The sequence below is a fragment of the Pseudonocardia sp. Cha107L01 genome, assembly GCF_052566575.1.
Map to the genome: position 1 here is coordinate 8,005,396 of NZ_CP199579.1, position 15,460 is coordinate 8,020,855.

A 15,460-nucleotide genomic window follows, 5' to 3' on the forward strand; every position below is an offset into this window, starting at 1 on the left:
ATAACCAGGAGACCACGAATGCAGGCCAACAGCACCGCCACGCACACCAAGCACAGAAGCCAGAACAGCGCGCGGGACCGCAGCACCCTTCAGGAACTGTGGCGGTTCAAGAACTATGCCGGCCCGGAACGGCACGCGTTGTACGGGGGCGTCGCAATGCGCGGGCTGGAACTGGTCGCCAACCTGGCCGCGCCGTGGCCGCTCGCGCTGGTGATCAACGATCTGCTGAAGGGCCAGGGCAGCGGCGGTGCGCTCCACGCGGTATCCGAATGGTTCGGCGGCTCGGCCGTGGCGATGCTCTCCGTCGCCGCGGTCGCCGTGCTGGTGATCACGGCAGCCTCCGGGTTGTTCGACTATCTGGGCGACGTCATGTTGAACGGTGCCGGCGAACGGATAACCTCGCGCATCCGGGCCGACGTGTTCGACTACACCGAGCGCCTGCCCATGACCTTCCACGACCGCCAGACCGTGGGTGAGCTGACCAGCCGGGTGGTCAGCGACACCTCCACGGTGGAGTCCAGCCTGCTGGACCTGTTCACCGACCTGATCCCGGCGGTGCTCGCCCTGGTCGGCACCCTCGTGGTGATGCTCGCGGTCGACTGGCGGCTCGGGCTGATCGCGCTCACCGTCGCCCCGCTGGTGTTCCGGACCGCGCAACGTTTCGCGCGGTTGACCAGGCAGTACTCGCGGAAGCGGCGCGCGGCCATCGGCGATCTGACCGGGTTCGTCACGGAGTCGCTGCAGGGCATCCGCACCGTGCACGCCTTCGGCAGCCAGGGGCTGGAAGATCGCCGCTTCGGCACCCAGAACGCCGACGTGCTCCAGCTCGGGCTGCGCAAGGTGGACATCAATGCCCGGTTCAGCCCCGTCCTGGAGCTGGTCAGCGCGCTGGGCACCGCGCTGCTGCTGTGGGTTGGCGGCTACGGCGCCCTGCACTCCTGGTGGTCGGTCGGGGTGCTGGTCGTGGTCACCAGTTACCTGCAGCAAATCTTCAAGCCGATGCAGACCCTGGCGAAGCTCGCCCCCAGCTTCGCCCAGGGCGCCGCGTCCGCCGCGCGCATCGGCGCCATCCTCGACCAGCCCGCCGACCACCTCGGCACCGCGGAATCCCTTCCGGAGCGGGTGCAGGGACGTATCGAGCTGCGCGAGGTCGGCCTGGACTATGGCCGGGGCCCGGTCTTCGAGGGGATCAGCCACACCGTCGAGCCGGGCGAACGCATCGCGCTGCTCGGGGACAACGGGGCCGGCAAGTCCACCCTGCTGTCGCTGATCGGCGGGCTGTACCGGCCCACCAACGGGCATGTCCTGCTGGACGGGCACTCGGTTCCCGACACCCCCGAGGACTGGCTGCACCAGCAGGTGGCGATGGTGCTCCAGGACACCTTCCTGTTCACCGGCTCGCTGGCCGACAACATCCGCTACGGCCGCCCCAACACCTCGCACGCCGAGATCGCCCTGGTCGCGGAGGCCGCCCTGGTCACCGAGTTCGCCGACCGGCTGCCCGACGGGCTGGACACCGTGATCGGCAGCGGTGGGGTCGGGCTGTCCGGTGGCCAGTGCCAGCGGGTCGGCATCGCCCGCGCGCTGCTGGTCAACGCCCCGGTGGTGCTGCTCGACGAGCCCACCGCCGGGCTGGACATGCACGCCGAAGCCGTGGTGGTGGAGGCGCTGACCAGGCTGATCGAGGACCGCACGGTGATCATGACTACCCACCGGCCCGCGATGAAGGCCCTGGCGACCCGCACGGTGTATCTGCGCCGAGGTGGCCACCTGGGGGACACGCCACGCAACGACGGACCGACGACGGACCACGACCTTGCCGCGGCAGGCGAGCAGTGAACCACATCGCGCCCTCAGTGGGGCCCCAGCGGTCATCCATCGACCAGTTGCCGGCCGTGCCCGGACCCTCGGCCGGCGAGGTGGTCCAGGATGCGCTGCGCGCCCAGGTCACGAACCTCCGTGACCAGGAGCCAGGCGCCCGGCGGGCGAATCCCGAAGCGGTCGCCGACATGCGGGTGACCGCCCGCCAGCTGCGCTGCACGCTGCTCGGCTTCTCCCGGACCCTGGCCCCTGACGCAACCCGCCCGGTGGCCGAGGAACTCAAGTGGCTCGGCGCCCAGCTGGCCGGCGAGCGCGATACCCATGAGCTCGTGGAGCGGCTGTCCAGCGACGTCCGGCTGCTGCCCGAGGACATGGTGGTGGGTCCGGTCGTCGCCGATCTCCGCGCGGCCGTTCAGCGCCTCGCCCAGGAGGGCGCCGAGACCATCACGGTCGCGCTGGACAGCCCCCGCTACCCGGCCCTGCTCCAGGCCCTCGACCAGCTCACGGACGCCCCACCGTTCACCCACCGCGCCGACGAACCCGCGCACATCGAACTCCCGATGAGCCTGGCAAAAGCGCTCCGCGCACTCGACCGTCGACTCGTCGAGGCGGACGACCTCGCGCCCGGCGGGGCCCACGACGTGGCGCTGCACGAGGCCCGCAAGGCCGACAAGCGGGTGCGCTACATGTGCGAGCTCGTCATCCCGGTGCTCGGCGAGCCCGCCAACCGCCTGCACCACCAGGCCGAGAAGCTCCAGAAGCTGCTCGGCGACCACCAGGACTCGGTGGTGGCCCGGGCCACGTTGCGGCTACTCGCCGCCGAGGCGCACGCCAAGGGCCACAGCGCGTTCACCTATGGCCTGCTCTACGCGCTCGAGTACCAGCGAGCCGAACAGGTCGCGCGCGAGCTGCCCGGGCGCCTCACCCAACTACACGATCCCCGCACGATCTCCTGGCTGCCCCAACCGAGCTAACTGCTCAGAGGAAGCGTATGTCCAGACCAAAAACCGCCCTGACCGTCGCCGAAACCGCGATCGGGCCGGCCGAAGACCCCTACCATTTCTATTGTCCCGACGTGTCCGCCGTGGACCACTATCTCGCCGCATTGAGCAGATATGTCCGCCATGCGGTGCGCATTTCCCCCCGACGCATCGCGGCGGTGCGGCGCGATGTCGACCGGCTGCTGGACCGGCGTATCGAACTGATGATGTCGGTGCCGGCACCCAGGGCCGCGAGATGTGAGTACCGGACGTGAGTACTACCGGGGATGGCTGACGGGCCGACTCGGCGCACAGTTGTGGTGCGCCATGAACCGGCACCACTCTCTCAACGAATGAATGGAGCAATTGATGGCCCCGCACATCGACACCAACCCCGATTTCTTCGGATTCTACGAGATGCTCAGCGCCTCTGAACGCGAGGAGCTCGCCCAGCTGCGGGAGTACCTCGAGAAGGAGGTCAAGCCGCTGATGAGTGCGGCGTGGGAGAGCTCCCAGTTCCCGTTCGAGGTGGTGGAGAAGCTCGCCAAGCTGCGTCTGGCCGGCTACCTCTACCCCGAGTACGGCGACGGCAAGGAGCGCAGCCCGCTGTTCCCCGGATTCGCCGGCATCGAGCTCGCCCGGGTCGACCCGTCGCTGTTCGTGTTCACCGGGGTCCACCTCGGCCTGTCGATGGGCAGCATCTACGGCGGCGGCGACGAGGAGCAGGTCCGGCGGTGGTTCCCCGACATGGTGGAGATGCGCAAGATCGGCGCCTTTGCGCTGACCGAGCCTGAGGGCGGCTCGGACGTGGCCGGGGGCATGCGCACCACCGCCCGCCGGGACGGCGACAGCTGGGTGATCAACGGGGCCAAGCGCTGGATCGGCAACGCCACCTTCGCCGACCTGATCGTGGTGTGGGCCCGCGATCTGGCGGACAACCAGATCAAGGGCTTCGTGGTGGCGAAGGGCACGCCGGGTCTGACCACGACCAAGATCGAGGGCAAGATCGCGCTGCGCACCGTGCAGAACGCCGACATCGTGCTCGACGGGGTGCGGGTGCCCGAGGCCGACCGGCTGCAGCGGATCCTCAGCTGGCGCGACACCGCCAAGGTGCTGGCGAAGACCCGGGGCGGGGTGGCCTGGCTGGCGTTGGGCATCTCGATGCGGGCCTACGAGCTGGCCCGCGAGTACGCGCTGAGCAGGACGCAGTTCGGCAAGCCGATCGCCTCGTACCAGATGATCCAGGACCTGCTGGCGAACATGCTCGGCAACGTCACCTCGGTCTTCGGCATCGTGGCTCGACTCAACCAGCTGGTGGCCGAGGACCGCGCCACCGGGCAGCAGGCCGCGCTGGCCAAGGCGGTGGCGACCACCCGGATGCGCGAGACGGTGGCCTGGGCCCGGGAGCTGTTCGGCGGCAACGGCATCGTGCTGGACTACGAGATCGCCAAGCTCTTCGGCGACGCCGAGGGCGTCTACTCCTTCGAGGGCACCCGGCAGATGAACAACCTGATCGTCGGCAAGGCGATCACGGGGATCAGCGCCTTCGTGTGACCGGCCGTGATCCGGCTGTGAGCCGGCTGTGACCTGACTGCCAGCCGTCCACGACCACCTGACCCAATCCGAAATGCGCACCGGAAAGAGACCTCGTGAGCGAGAACAACACCACCCCCGACCAGTTCCGACGCGTCACCATCGTCGGCGCCGGCACCATCGGTTACTCCTGGGCCGGGCTCTTCCTGGCCCACGGGCTCGACGTCACCGTCAGCGACCCGGACCCCGACGTGGAAGCCAAGGTCAACAAGGCCATGGCCGAACTGACCCCCGCACTGGACGCGTTGGGCCTACCGACACAGCAGTTGACCAAACGGCTGCGGTTCGTCACCGACCTCGAGGACGCCGTCGCGGACGCCGACGTCGTGCAGGAGAACGGACCGGAGCGGCTGGAGCTCAAGCAGCAGATCTGGGGCGTCATCGAGGACAGTGCCCCCGACCACGCCCTGTTCGCCACCTCCACCTCGACCATTCCGGCCACCGATATCGCCACCGCACTCCGGCAGCCGGAACGCCTGCTGGTCGGCCACCCGTTCAACCCGCCGCACCTGGTTCCGCTCGTCGAGATCGCGCCCGGCGAGAAGACCTCCGCCGAGACCATCGAGCTCGCCCGCGCCTTCTACACCTCCGTCGGCAAGCGCCCGCAGGTGCTCCGCAGGGAGGTCCCCGGGTTCGTGGCCAACCGGCTGCAGTCCGCACTGTTCCGCGAGGCGATCCACCTGGTCAGCGAGGGCGTGGTGACCGAGCAGGAGCTGGACGAGGTCGTCACCTCCTCGATCGGCATGCGCTGGGCGGTGGCCGGCCCGTTCCGGACCTTCCACCTCGGCGGCGGCGCCGGCGGCCTGCCCGCCTTCCTGGATCACCTCGGCAAGGCCCTCGAGGCGCAGTGGCGGGTGCTCGGCACCCCGAGCCTCGACGAGCCCACCACCGCGCTGCTGCGCGAGCAGGCCGCGCGGGACTTCGGGCCGCTGTCCGACATCCCCGCCCTGGAGACCCGGCGGGACCGGGCCCAGATCGCCCTGATGAAGGCCCTCGCCGAACTTCCGGCCACCGACTGACCAGGCCACCGACCGAACAGGAGCCAACCCATGGCCACCCGAGAGACCTCCAACGGGGCGACCACAACCGAGTCCGTGTTCACCGGCCTGAAGGTGGTCGACGCCGCCAGCTTCATCGCCGCCCCGGCCGCCTCGGCGGTGCTCGCCGACTTCGGCGCCGACGTGATCAAGATCGAGCCGCCGGGCACCGGCGATATGCAGCGGATCCTCAGCTCCGTGCCGCCCAACCCCCGCGCGGAGGCCAACTACGCCTGGCACCAGACCAACCACAACAAGCGCGGCGTCGCGATCAACCTGAAGTCGGCGGGCGGGACCACGATCCTGCGCAGCCTCGTCGAGTGGGCGGACGTGGTCATCACCAACTTCCCGCACGGGGTGCGCGAGAAGCTGCACCTCGGCTACGAGGAGGTCTCCGCCTGGAACCCCCGGATCGTCTACGCGGACCTCACCGGTTTCGGGGACGCCGGCCCGGATGCCGCGCTGCCGGGTTTCGACGTGACCGCGTACTGGGCGCGCACCGGGCTGCTCGACCGCATGCGCGACGCCGGGGCTCCGCCCACCGTGCCGGTACTCGGCAGCGGCGACTACATGGCGGCCATCGGCATCTACTCGGCGATCACGACGGCGCTCTACCACCGGGAGCGCACCGGCAAGGGGGCGAACGTGGGGACCTCGCTGCTCGCCGACGGGATCTGGGCGACGGCCACGCTCATGTCCGGTGCCCTGGCGGGCGGCAAGCCCTACGGCCTGCACGACCGCACGGCGCCGGCGAACCCGCTGATCAACCCTTACCAGACCGAGGACAACCGCTGGTTCATGCTCGTGACCGAGCCGGCGCGTTGGCCGCAGCTGGCGAAGGTGGTCGGCCATCCCGAGCTGCTCACGGACCCGCGCTTCGCCGACCCGGCCGGTTTCATGAAGAACGCCGCGGCGCTCGCCGCACTGCTCGACGCCGAGTTCCGCTCGCGACCGCTGGCGCAGTGGAAGGAGGCCCTCGACCGGGAACGCATCACCTACAACGTCATCCAGACCCCGGAGGAGGCCGCGGCCGACCCGCAGCTGCGCGCCAACAACATCGTCGTGCCGTTGGACGGGGTCCCCGGCCTGCCGGAGATCGTCTCCAACCCGATCACCCTGCGCGGAATAGCGAAGGTACCGGCGAGGCGAGCCCCCGAGCTCGGCGAGCACACCGGCGAGGTTCTCGCCCAGCTCGGGTTCAGCTCCGAGGAGATCGACACCTTCCGCGCCGAGGGAGCCATCCCCGGTGCGACCCAACTGGAGGAATCCCGATGAGCGTTGCGACCGATACGACGGGGTTGGTGCTCGCCGAGCCCAGCGACGGCGTGCTGACGATCACGATCAACCGCTCGGAGCAGAAGAACGCGATCAACCACGAGGTCGCGGTGGGGGTCGCGGCGGCGCTGGATCAACTCGACGCGGATCCCTCGCTCTCGGTGGGGGTGCTCACCGGCGCGGGCGGAATCTTCAGCGCGGGCATGGACCTCAAGGCCTTCGCGCAGGGGCAGATTCCCTCGCTGCCCGGTCGGGGTTTCGGTGGACTGACCCGCGCCGAGGTCCGCAAGCCGCTGATCGCCGCGGTCGAGGGCTGGGCGCTGGGTGGCGGCTTCGAGATGGCGCTGGCCTGCGACCTCATCGTCGCAGCGGAGAACGCCAAGTTCGGGTTTCCGGAGGTGAAGTGGGGTCTGGTTCCCGCCGAGGGCGGTCTGCTCCGGCTACCCAAGCGAATCCCGTACCACATCGCCCTCCGTGTCATGCTCACCGCCGAGCCGCTGGCCGCGACCGACGCCGAGCACTACGGGCTGGTCAGCGAGGTGTGCGCACCTGGCGCGGCGCTGCGGACCGCCCAGGCGATGGCCGGCCGCATCGGCCGGAACGCTCCGCTGGCGCTGGCGGCCGTCAAGCAGACCCTGCGGGTGACCCAGGGGCTGAACGACCGAGCCGCCTTCGAGCGCCAGGACGAGATCGCCGCCCCGTTGGCCGCCACCGAGGACGCGCACGAAGGCGCACAGGCGTTCGCGGAGAAGCGCGCGCCCGTCTGGCGGGGCCGCTGACCCGTCCCGGTCGCCACACCAGCCGCTGCCAGAAAGGAAGCAACTCATGACGTCAGGATCGACAAGTGCCGCCGAGCAGACCGTAGCCCCCAAGTCCCGGGTGGTCATCGTGGGTGGCGGGTTCGCCGGGCTGTTCGCAGCCCGGACGCTGCGCCGGAAGGCGGGCCACGAGGTCGAGGTGGTCCTGGTCAACTCCACCGACTACTTCCTCTACCTGCCTCTGCTGCCCGAGGTGGCGGGGGGTGTGCTGGAGCCCCGCCGGGTGGCGGTGTCGCTGGCCGCGAGGCTGCCCGGGGTCCGGGTGGTGCTGGGTGAGGTCCGCAAGGTCGACCTGGCCAACCGCCGGCTCACGGTCCGCAACCCCGAGGACGAGGCCGTGGAGCTGGAGTACGACCGGCTGGTGATCGCGGCCGGCGGCACGGACAAGCTGCTGCCCATCCCCGGGGTCGCCGAGCACGCCCACGGGTTCCGCGACATCCCCGAGGCGCTCTACCTCCGCGACCACATCACCCGCCAGATCGAGCTGGCCGACGCGTGCGACGACGCGGCCGAGCGCGACGCCCGGTGCACTTTCGTGGTGGTCGGCGCCGGCTACACCGGCACCGAGGTGGTCGCCCAGGGCGTCCTGCTGACCGAGGCGCTGCGCAAGAGCCGGCCGAGGCTGCGGGACCAGCGGATCCGCTGGCTGCTGCTGGACCTGGCGCCGAGCGTGCTACCCGGTCTCGACCCACGGCTGGGGCGTGGGGCCGACCGGGTGCTCCGCAAGCGGGGCGTCGAGGTGACCATGAAGACGTCGATCGCCGAGGCCACCCGCGAGGGCGTCCGGCTCACCGACGGCACCGAGGTGGCCACCCGCTCGCTGGTCTGGTGCGTCGGGGTTCGGCCGGAGACCCTGTTCGAGGGCCTGGACGTGCCGACCGTGAAGGGGCGGGTGACCGTCGACGAGTTCCTCGCCGTGCCCGACCACCCGGAGCTGATCGCCTGCGGGGACATCGCGGCGGTGCCCGACCCGGCCCGGCCCGGTGAGTTCTGCGCGATGACGGCGCAGCACGCCCAACGCCAGGGCTCGGTCGCCGGCCGCAACGTCGCCGCCTCGCTCGGCTACGGCGAGCGGCGGCCGTACCTGCACCGAGGCCTCGGCTTCGTGGTCGACCTGGGCGGGGTGCAGGCGGCGGCCAACCCGTTGGGCATCCCGCTGACCGGCTTCCTCGCCTTCCTGGTCACCCGCGGCTACCACCTGCTGGCGATGCCCGGCAACCGCGTCCGGGTCGCGGTGGACTGGCTGCTCGACGCGCTGCTGCCCAAACACCACGTGCAGCTCGGGCTGGTGCGCTCAGGGGCGGTGCCGCTGGACTCCGCCGATCCGGGACTGCCCACCTCGCCCGCGCGCCCGACAACAACATCGGCCTGATCGGTCTTCGCCTCCGGCAAACGATGTCCGGGTAGTGGGAGCGTCTCGCCGGTCCCTCGGGCACCGCATGAACGTGTGCTCCCTCGGGTGGGACTGTCGGGCGAACGTGCCAGGCTCTCCGGTATGGCGGCGACCACGACCACGACTACCGCGCTGCACGGACGTGATCCGGAGTCGACCGTCCTGCGCGAGGCGCTGAGCTCCCTGCGTTCGGGGACGGGCGTGGTCGTGGTGATCGAGGGCAGCCCGGGGATCGGGAAGAGCCGCCTGCTCGCCGAGGCGGTGCGGCTGGCGGGTCGGGTGTCAGCACGGGTGGGCTTTGGCGAGGCCGACCCGTCCGAGGCCGTCGTCGAGCTCGCGCCGCTGCTGCGGGCGCTGTTCGACGGGGCGGCGCCGCTGCTCGAGCGTTCCGCGCTGCCGGCCGCCCGCGGCGGTCCTGAGCAGCGCTACTGGCTGGTGCAGGATCTGGAGTCGTTGTTGGAGGGCGCGGCGGCGCTGGCGCCGCTGGTGGTGTGCCTGGACGACCTGCAATGGGCGGACAGCGGCACCCTGGCCGCACTGCGCGCGCTCCCGGCCCGGCTCGAGTCCGTCGCGGTCGCCTGGATACTGGCCGCCCGCCCCATCCAGCCCGGCAGTGTTCTGGCCGACGTGGTCGAGCAGCTCATGTCGCGGGGGGCGCGGCGGATCGCCCTCGAGCCGCTCACCCCGGCGGCGGTCGCCGAGCTCGCCTCGGAGGTCATGGGGGCGAGCCCCGACGAGGCGCTGCTCGAGCTCGCCGCGGACGCGGCCGGTAACCCGTTCTTCCTCGTGGAGCTGTTGCGCGGGCTGCGTGAGGAGCGGCTGGTGCGGATCGAGGACGGTGTGGCGAGGCTGCTGGAGGCCCGGCTGCCCAAGCGGGTTGCCGCCGGCATGCGGCACCGGCTCGCCCGCCTGTCGGAGTCCGCCCGCCAGCTCGCCGTTGCGGCCGCCTCGCTCGGCCGCGGCTTCACCGTCGGGGAGCTGGCGTCGATGTTGGGGGCTCCGGCCGCGTCCCTGCTCACCCCGGTCGAGCAGCTGATCGAGGCCGGCGTGTTCGCCGAGCGCGCCGACCGGCTCGGCTTTCGCCACGACATCATCCGGGAGGCCGTCCGGGAGAGCACGACGGTATCCGCGCGCCGGGCGCTCGACCGGCAGGCCGTCGATGTCCTGGTCGCGGCCGGGGCGATCCCGGTCGAGGTCGCCGCGCAGCTGGCCACCAGCGCGGAGCCGGGCGACGAGGTGGCGATCGGCCTGCTCAAGGACGCCGCCGACGCGCTCGGCCCGCGCGATCCGGCGGCGGCGGCCGAACTGAGCTGCCGCGCCCTGGACCTGATCCCCGTAGGTCACCACGCCGTCGGCCCGCTGGTCGCGACCACCACGGTCCTGCTGCACGCCGCCGGCAAGGCCGACGACGCCCAGGCGTTCGCGCGCAAGCATCTGCGGAACGTCGTTCCGGCGGCCGAGGAGGCGGCGGTGTTCCTCAGCCTGGCCAGCATGTTCGCCCTGTCGCCGGACGTGCGCGCCGACGCCGGGCGGCGAGCCCTCGCGCTCCGCGACCTGTCCGATCGGGACCGCGCCCAGCACCAGTCGCGGCTGGCCTACAACCTGGTTCAGGCCGGGCGGCCGAGGGAAGCAACCCAGCAGCTCCAGCAGGCTCGAGCGACGATCGAACGCGCCGGAGACCGGGCGGCGCGCTCGATCTCCGCGCTGGTCGAGGGGGTGCTGCGGTACGTCGACGGCCGCTTCGAGGATGCGCTCGCGGTCCACGAGCAGGCGATGCGCGACGGCTTCGGCCCCGGTGAGGAAACCCGCGAGTGGGTCGCCCGGCAGTGGCGCAGCGAGCTGCTCGCCGTGCTCGACCGGTTCGAGGAGTCGGTCGAGCTGATCTCGACCGGTATCGCCGCGGCGAACCGGGAGCGGCAGGGGTTCGTGCTCGACTTCTTCGAGACCTGGCGGGGGCGGCAGCTGTTCCAGACGGGTCACCTGGCCGATGCGGCGGCCGTGCTCGAGGGCCGCTTCGATGCAGCCGGTGGTATGCCGGTGGTCGGCGCGCTCTACGCGGCGGGCGTCGTCGCCCTCGGGCGGGTCGCGATCCATACCGGTGACGAGCGGCAGAGGCGCGAGACGGCGGCACTGGCACGCGCGATGGTGGCGGATGGCACGCCCGCCAACCGTGGACATGGCGGCTGGCTGCTCGCGCTCGGGGCGATGGCGGACGGCAAGCCGGCGGAGGCACTCGCGATGCTCGACGCCGCCGGGCTCGCTTCGGCCGGCGGCGGCGCCCGGCTCTACCCGGTCGACGTCACCGACGAACCGCAGGTCGTCCGGATCGCGCTCGCCGCCGGCGATGCGCGGCTCGCCGCCGACACGGTCGCCTCGGCGGAGGAGCGGGCGCGGCGCAACCCGGGGATCGGCTCGGTGTGCGCGGCTGCCGCGCACGCCCGCGGTCTGCTCGACGCCGACCCGGCACCGCTCGCCGAGGCCTGCCTGGTCTTCGAGGCGGGCCCTCGGCCGATGGCCCTCGCCTCGGCGCTGGAGGACCTGGGGGTCGGACAGCTGCGCACCGGCACACCGGCGGCGGGACTGGACTCCCTCGGTCGCGCGCTCGTCCGCTACACCGAGGCGGGTGCGACCTGGGACGCGAGCCGGGTGCGCAGGCGGCTGCGCGCCAACGGGGTCCGCCGCCGGCTGGTGACCAGCACGCGCCCGGACGCCGGGTGGGCAGCGCTCACCGACTCCGAGCTCGCCGTGGTTCGCCTCATCGCCGCGGGGCTCACGAACCGCGAGACGGCCGTGCGGTTGTTCGTCTCGCCGCACACGGTGAACAGCCACCTGCGCCACGCGTTCACCAAGCTCGGCGTCAACTCCCGCCTCGAGCTCGCCCGCGTGGTGGCCGCGCACGCCGAGGAGCCGGCCGCGCAGAACTAGGTATCGCATGGCCGTGCGATGTCGCACGGCCGTCGCGGGCGCAGTGTCGCTGTCAGGTCATCCGACCGAAAACAGCGACAGCGAAGGTCTCACCATGTCTGGACTGAACGGAAAGATCGCCGTCGTCACCGGCGGGAGCAGCGGCATCGGCCTGGCCACCGCGCAGCGGTTCGTCAAGGAAGGCGCCTACGTCTTCATCACCGGCCGACGGCAGTCCGAACTGGACAAGGCGAAGGCCCTGCTCGGTGAGAACGCGACGACCGTGCGGGCCGATGCCACCAGCACCGCCGACCTCGACCGCCTGTTCCAGACGGTCCTGGAGGAGAAGGGCAAGTCCTGGTCGGCTCCATCGCCGGTTACAAGGGCATCAACGGCTACAGCACCTACAGCGCGACCAAGGCGGCGGTGCGCTCCTACGCCCGCACCTGGACCCAGGAGTTCAAGGACCGGGGCATCCGGATCAACACCCTGAGCCCCGGGCCGATCGACACCCCGATCATGGACGGCCAGGCCGACACCAAGGAAGGCGCCGACGCCATCCGCGCCGCCTTCGCCTCGGTCATCCCGCTCGGCCGCATGGGACAGCCCGAAGAAGTGGCCGCCGCCGCCTACTTCCTGGCCTCCGACGAGAGCAGCTTCGTCACCGGCACCGACCTCGCCGTCGACGGCGGCATGGCCCAGGTCTGAATCCACCTCCCGACCGCTGAAGGACTCCCCCATGACCAACTCCGTGATCGGCCTGAGCATCGACTTGCGCGCCACGAAGCCACCGGCGGGCAAGAAGGCGGCACGCTCGAAGGGCGCCCCGTCGTCATCCTCACCATGACCGGCGCCACCAGCGGCAACATCCGCAAAACAACCGGTCATGCGGATCGAGCGCGACGGCACCTACCTCGCCGTCGCCTCCGCCGGTGGCGCACCGAACCACCCCGCCTGGTACCACAACCTGATCACCCACCCTCGGCTGCGCCTGCAGGACGGAACCACGGTGCACCGCCTGCGCGCCCGCGAGGTGTTCGGCGTGGAGAAAGCGGAAGCCTGGGAACTGGCCGAATCGCGATGGCCGCACTTCCCGGAGTACCGCGCCAAAGCCGGACGCGAAATCCCGATCCTGCTCCTCGAACCGGACCCGGAACGATGACCACTCGTCCGATCCTGGCGCTCGTGGTGCCCGCCTGTCATCTCCCCCGCCGCTGAACAGGGCCGTAGCTGGGCAGGTCACACTGTCAATGTCAATCGACATTGACATTGTGGCCTCGCGAGAGGTAGAACACTGTCGAACGACATTGTGTGAAGCCCCGAGGTGGCCGGCCAGCGACGACCTCCTCGATGGAAGCCTTGACGACGACACCCGAACAGGGCACGGCGACGGCGTTGCTCGACACGCGTTCGACGAGCGCGGGCGGCGCCACAATCGGGAGCAAGAGCATGGGCAAGTTGCAGGGGAAAGTAGCGGTCATCACTGGCGGCACCGCGGGCATTGGGCTCGCCGCGGCAAAGCTCTTTGTGACGGAAGGCGCCTATGTCTTCATCACGGGCCGCCGACAGAAGGAACTCGACGATGCCGTGAAGGAGATCGGCCACAGCGTCTCCGGCGTTCAGGGAGATGTTGCCAATTTGGGCGATCTTGACCGCCTCTACAAGACGGTCAAGGCGAGGGGGCGGCTAGATATCGTCTTCGCCAACGCCGGCCTGGGAGAATTCGCTCCGCTCGAAGCGGTGACGGAGGAGCACTTTGACAAGATATTCAACATCAATGTGAAGGGGGCGCTCTTCACCGTACAGAAGGCGCTACCGGTACTGAACGACGGAGGCTCCATCATTCTCACGGGTTCCGTCGCGAGCGCAAAGGGAACTCCGGCGTTCGCGGTCTACGGCGCGAGCAAGGCCGCCGTCCGGAATTTCGTACGCGGATGGACCGTGGAACTGAAGGACCGCCGTATCCGCTCCAACGTCCTCAGCCCCGGTCCGATCGCAACGCCACTATCGGCGGCGCAGCCGCGGGACACCATCGAGAAGATGACGTCCACCGTTCCGATGGGCCGCATGGGTGAGCCCGATGAGGTGGCTAAGGCCGCGCTGTTTCTAGCCTCTGACGACTCAAGTTTCATCACGGGCATTGAGCTGTTCGTCGACGGCGGCAGAGCCCAAATCTGATACCTCGGGGAGATCCGATCATGTACTTCGACGACTACGTCCCCGGCACGGTGTCGACACTGCGGACGGACACGGTCTCCGAGGCATCCATCATCGAGTTCGCGCGGAAATTCGACCCTCAGGAGTTCCACGTCAATGCGGCAGCGCACGGCGGGTTGATCGCCAGCGGCTGGCACACCTGCGCGCTGGCCGGCCACGCCATGGTCACCGGCTATCTTTCCGCGGAGTCGAGCCTCCCCTCCCCAGGCGCCGACGAGGTGCGCTTCCACGCACCCGTGCGTGCCGGCGACACCCTCACCTGGCGCGCCACCGTGCTGGATGCGCGCCCCTCCCGCTCGAACCCCGCCCGCGGGATCGTCCGGACGCTCGTCGAGGGGGTCAACCAGAACGGGTCAGTGGCTCTCAGCATGACCGCCGTCAACCTGATGCGCCGCGGCCCGGACATCTGACCGGGAACGCCGCGCCGCCCAGCCGGCACTCCTAGTGGGCGACTGCCATGAAGCGTTCGAGCTCGCCCACGAGGTCGGGGCCGACGGGCTGGTAGATGATTTCGGTGATACCTGCTTCGGCGTAGCGGGCGAGTTGCTCGCTGACCTGCGCCGGCGACCCTGTGACGGTGGTGGCGGGGATCGCCTTCCAGCCGCCGGCGGCCCACGCGGCTTCGTCGGCCCGGTTGAGTCCGACCAGGTGCTGGTCGTGGACGGCGAAGTGGCGTTCGCGCTCGGGTTGGGCGGTGATGACGTTCAGCCATTCTCGGCCGCCGGGCAACTGTGTGACGTCGCCGCCGAATTCGTAGGTCGCGTGGTAGGCAAGGGCGTGTCCGGCGCCGGCGGCGGCCCGTACCCGTGGAGAGTCCAGCGTCTCCTGGTTCTCGAGCACCGTGCCGTGGATGCCGAGGGCGGCCCAGGAGAACTCGTGGGCGTGGTCGGTCTGGTTGTTGACGCTGAACAGACCGTCGGCGATCTCGCGGGTGATCGCCAGGCCTTTGGGGCCCAGGGCGGAGATCAGCACGGGCAGCTCGATGGGGCGGTCGGGGGCGTGACCGTCGGGGTGCAGCATCCGGATCGGGTGTCCGTCCCACTCCACGGCTTCGCCGCGCAGCAGCGCGCGGAACGCCAGGACGTAGCTCTTCAGGTACGACCAGGTGGCCGGCGATGCCCCGAGGGCTCGGGCGCCGTTGAACCCGGTGCCGAACGCGACCGCGACGCGACCCGGCGCCAGCGCCGCCAGCGTGGCCGCGCCGGAGGCGTTGACCATCGGGTGGCGCAGGCCGGGCACGAGCACACCGGGGCCGAGACCGATCCGCTCGGTGCGCCCCGCGGCCAGTGCGAGCATCGCCCAGACATCGGGGCTCTGTGCGGGGGTGTCGAACAGCCAGGCACGTCGATAGCCCAGCGTTTCGGCCGCCGCGATGTGCTCGGGCGTGGCCAGCGAGGTGGCGAACTGGCAAGAAATTTCCAT

14 protein-coding genes and 2 pseudogenes are annotated in these 15,460 nt (G+C 70.6%); 15 read left to right on the forward strand and 1 reads right to left on the reverse strand.

Features of this window, described 5'->3' with window-relative positions:
• Positions 1-18 precede the first annotated feature (18 nt).
• The 15 genes and pseudogenes from ACTXG6_RS37775 (at position 19) to ACTXG6_RS37845 (ending at position 14,448) form a co-directional block, all read left to right on the forward strand.
• Positions 19-1,839 carry an ABC transporter ATP-binding protein gene (locus ACTXG6_RS37775; RefSeq protein ID WP_445184112.1) on the forward strand — a complete coding sequence of 607 codons (1,821 nt, stop codon included), beginning with the start codon at positions 19-21 and terminating at the stop codon, positions 1,837-1,839.
• A 56-nt stretch (positions 1,840-1,895) separates the two neighbouring features.
• On the forward strand, positions 1,896-2,795 hold the full coding sequence (locus tag ACTXG6_RS37780) for a CHAD domain-containing protein (protein WP_445184113.1): 900 nt from the start codon (positions 1,896-1,898) through the stop codon (positions 2,793-2,795).
• Positions 2,796-2,812: 17 nt separating this feature from the next.
• Positions 2,813-3,076 (forward strand): hypothetical protein, encoded by a 264-nt coding sequence (locus ACTXG6_RS37785; protein ID WP_445184114.1) that lies wholly within the window; start codon positions 2,813-2,815, stop codon positions 3,074-3,076.
• Positions 3,077-3,170: 94 nt separating this feature from the next.
• Entirely contained in the window at positions 3,171-4,355 is a 1,185-nt protein-coding gene (locus ACTXG6_RS37790; protein ID WP_445184115.1) for an acyl-CoA dehydrogenase family protein, read from the forward strand.
• 95 nt (positions 4,356-4,450) lie between these two features.
• On the forward strand, positions 4,451-5,413 hold the full coding sequence (locus tag ACTXG6_RS37795) for a 3-hydroxyacyl-CoA dehydrogenase NAD-binding domain-containing protein (RefSeq protein ID WP_445184116.1): 963 nt from the start codon (positions 4,451-4,453) through the stop codon (positions 5,411-5,413).
• Positions 5,414-5,443: 30 nt separating this feature from the next.
• A complete protein-coding gene (locus tag ACTXG6_RS37800; RefSeq protein WP_445184117.1) occupies positions 5,444-6,706 on the forward strand; it encodes a CaiB/BaiF CoA transferase family protein in 1,263 nt (420 codons plus the stop codon).
• A complete protein-coding gene (locus ACTXG6_RS37805; protein ID WP_445184118.1) occupies positions 6,703-7,485 on the forward strand; it encodes a crotonase/enoyl-CoA hydratase family protein in 783 nt (260 codons plus the stop codon). The genes ACTXG6_RS37800 and ACTXG6_RS37805 overlap by 4 nt, the downstream gene beginning before the upstream one ends.
• 46 nt (positions 7,486-7,531) lie before the next feature.
• Positions 7,532-8,896, forward strand: coding sequence for an NAD(P)/FAD-dependent oxidoreductase (locus ACTXG6_RS37810; protein WP_445184119.1), 1,365 nt, complete (start codon positions 7,532-7,534; stop codon positions 8,894-8,896).
• A gap of 123 nt (positions 8,897-9,019) precedes the next feature.
• Entirely contained in the window at positions 9,020-11,842 is a 2,823-nt protein-coding gene (locus ACTXG6_RS37815) for an ATP-binding protein (protein WP_445184120.1), read from the forward strand.
• 94 nt (positions 11,843-11,936) lie between these two features.
• Entirely contained in the window at positions 11,937-12,314 is a 378-nt protein-coding gene (locus ACTXG6_RS37820) for an SDR family NAD(P)-dependent oxidoreductase (RefSeq protein ID WP_445184121.1), read from the forward strand.
• Positions 12,209-12,529, forward strand: a complete 321-nt coding sequence (locus tag ACTXG6_RS37825) for an SDR family NAD(P)-dependent oxidoreductase (protein WP_445190212.1) — start codon at positions 12,209-12,211, stop codon at positions 12,527-12,529. Before ACTXG6_RS37820 ends, ACTXG6_RS37825 begins: the two co-directional genes overlap by 106 nt.
• Positions 12,530-12,646 (forward strand): annotated as a pseudogene (locus ACTXG6_RS37830) (hypothetical protein); the annotation flags it as partial.
• 55 nt (positions 12,647-12,701) lie between these two features.
• Positions 12,702-12,983 (forward strand): annotated as a pseudogene (locus ACTXG6_RS37835) (nitroreductase/quinone reductase family protein); the annotation flags it as partial.
• Positions 12,984-13,270: 287 nt separating this feature from the next.
• Positions 13,271-13,999, forward strand: coding sequence for a glucose 1-dehydrogenase (locus tag ACTXG6_RS37840; RefSeq protein WP_445190213.1), 729 nt, complete (start codon positions 13,271-13,273; stop codon positions 13,997-13,999).
• 20 nt (positions 14,000-14,019) lie between these two features.
• Positions 14,020-14,448, forward strand: a complete 429-nt coding sequence (locus ACTXG6_RS37845; RefSeq protein WP_445184122.1) for a MaoC family dehydratase — start codon at positions 14,020-14,022, stop codon at positions 14,446-14,448.
• 31 nt (positions 14,449-14,479) lie between these two features.
• Here ACTXG6_RS37845 and ACTXG6_RS37850 read toward each other — a convergent pair whose 3' ends face one another.
• The gene (locus ACTXG6_RS37850) at positions 14,480-15,460 is read right to left on the reverse strand and encodes an LLM class flavin-dependent oxidoreductase (protein ID WP_445184123.1); all 981 of its coding nucleotides are present in this window, start codon (positions 15,458-15,460) and stop codon (positions 14,480-14,482) included.

Excerpts from the sequence above, each read along its gene's own strand:
- ACTXG6_RS37850 (WP_445184123.1), bottom strand. The coding sequence starts at position 15,460 with ATGGAAATTTCTTGCCAGTTCGCCACCTCGCTGGCCACGCCCGAGCAC.
- ACTXG6_RS37840 (WP_445190213.1), top strand. The coding sequence starts at position 13,271 with ATGGGCAAGTTGCAGGGGAAAGTAGCGGTCATCACTGGCGGCACCGCG.
- ACTXG6_RS37815 (WP_445184120.1), top strand. The coding sequence starts at position 9,020 with ATGGCGGCGACCACGACCACGACTACCGCGCTGCACGGACGTGATCCG.
- ACTXG6_RS37810 (WP_445184119.1), top strand. The coding sequence starts at position 7,532 with ATGACGTCAGGATCGACAAGTGCCGCCGAGCAGACCGTAGCCCCCAAG.
- ACTXG6_RS37775 (WP_445184112.1), top strand. The coding sequence starts at position 19 with ATGCAGGCCAACAGCACCGCCACGCACACCAAGCACAGAAGCCAGAAC.
- ACTXG6_RS37820 (WP_445184121.1), top strand. The coding sequence starts at position 11,937 with ATGTCTGGACTGAACGGAAAGATCGCCGTCGTCACCGGCGGGAGCAGC.
- ACTXG6_RS37800 (WP_445184117.1), top strand. The coding sequence starts at position 5,444 with ATGGCCACCCGAGAGACCTCCAACGGGGCGACCACAACCGAGTCCGTG.
- ACTXG6_RS37845 (WP_445184122.1), top strand. The coding sequence starts at position 14,020 with ATGTACTTCGACGACTACGTCCCCGGCACGGTGTCGACACTGCGGACG.
- ACTXG6_RS37790 (WP_445184115.1), top strand. The coding sequence starts at position 3,171 with ATGGCCCCGCACATCGACACCAACCCCGATTTCTTCGGATTCTACGAG.
- ACTXG6_RS37785 (WP_445184114.1), top strand. The coding sequence starts at position 2,813 with ATGTCCAGACCAAAAACCGCCCTGACCGTCGCCGAAACCGCGATCGGG.
- ACTXG6_RS37805 (WP_445184118.1), top strand. The coding sequence starts at position 6,703 with ATGAGCGTTGCGACCGATACGACGGGGTTGGTGCTCGCCGAGCCCAGC.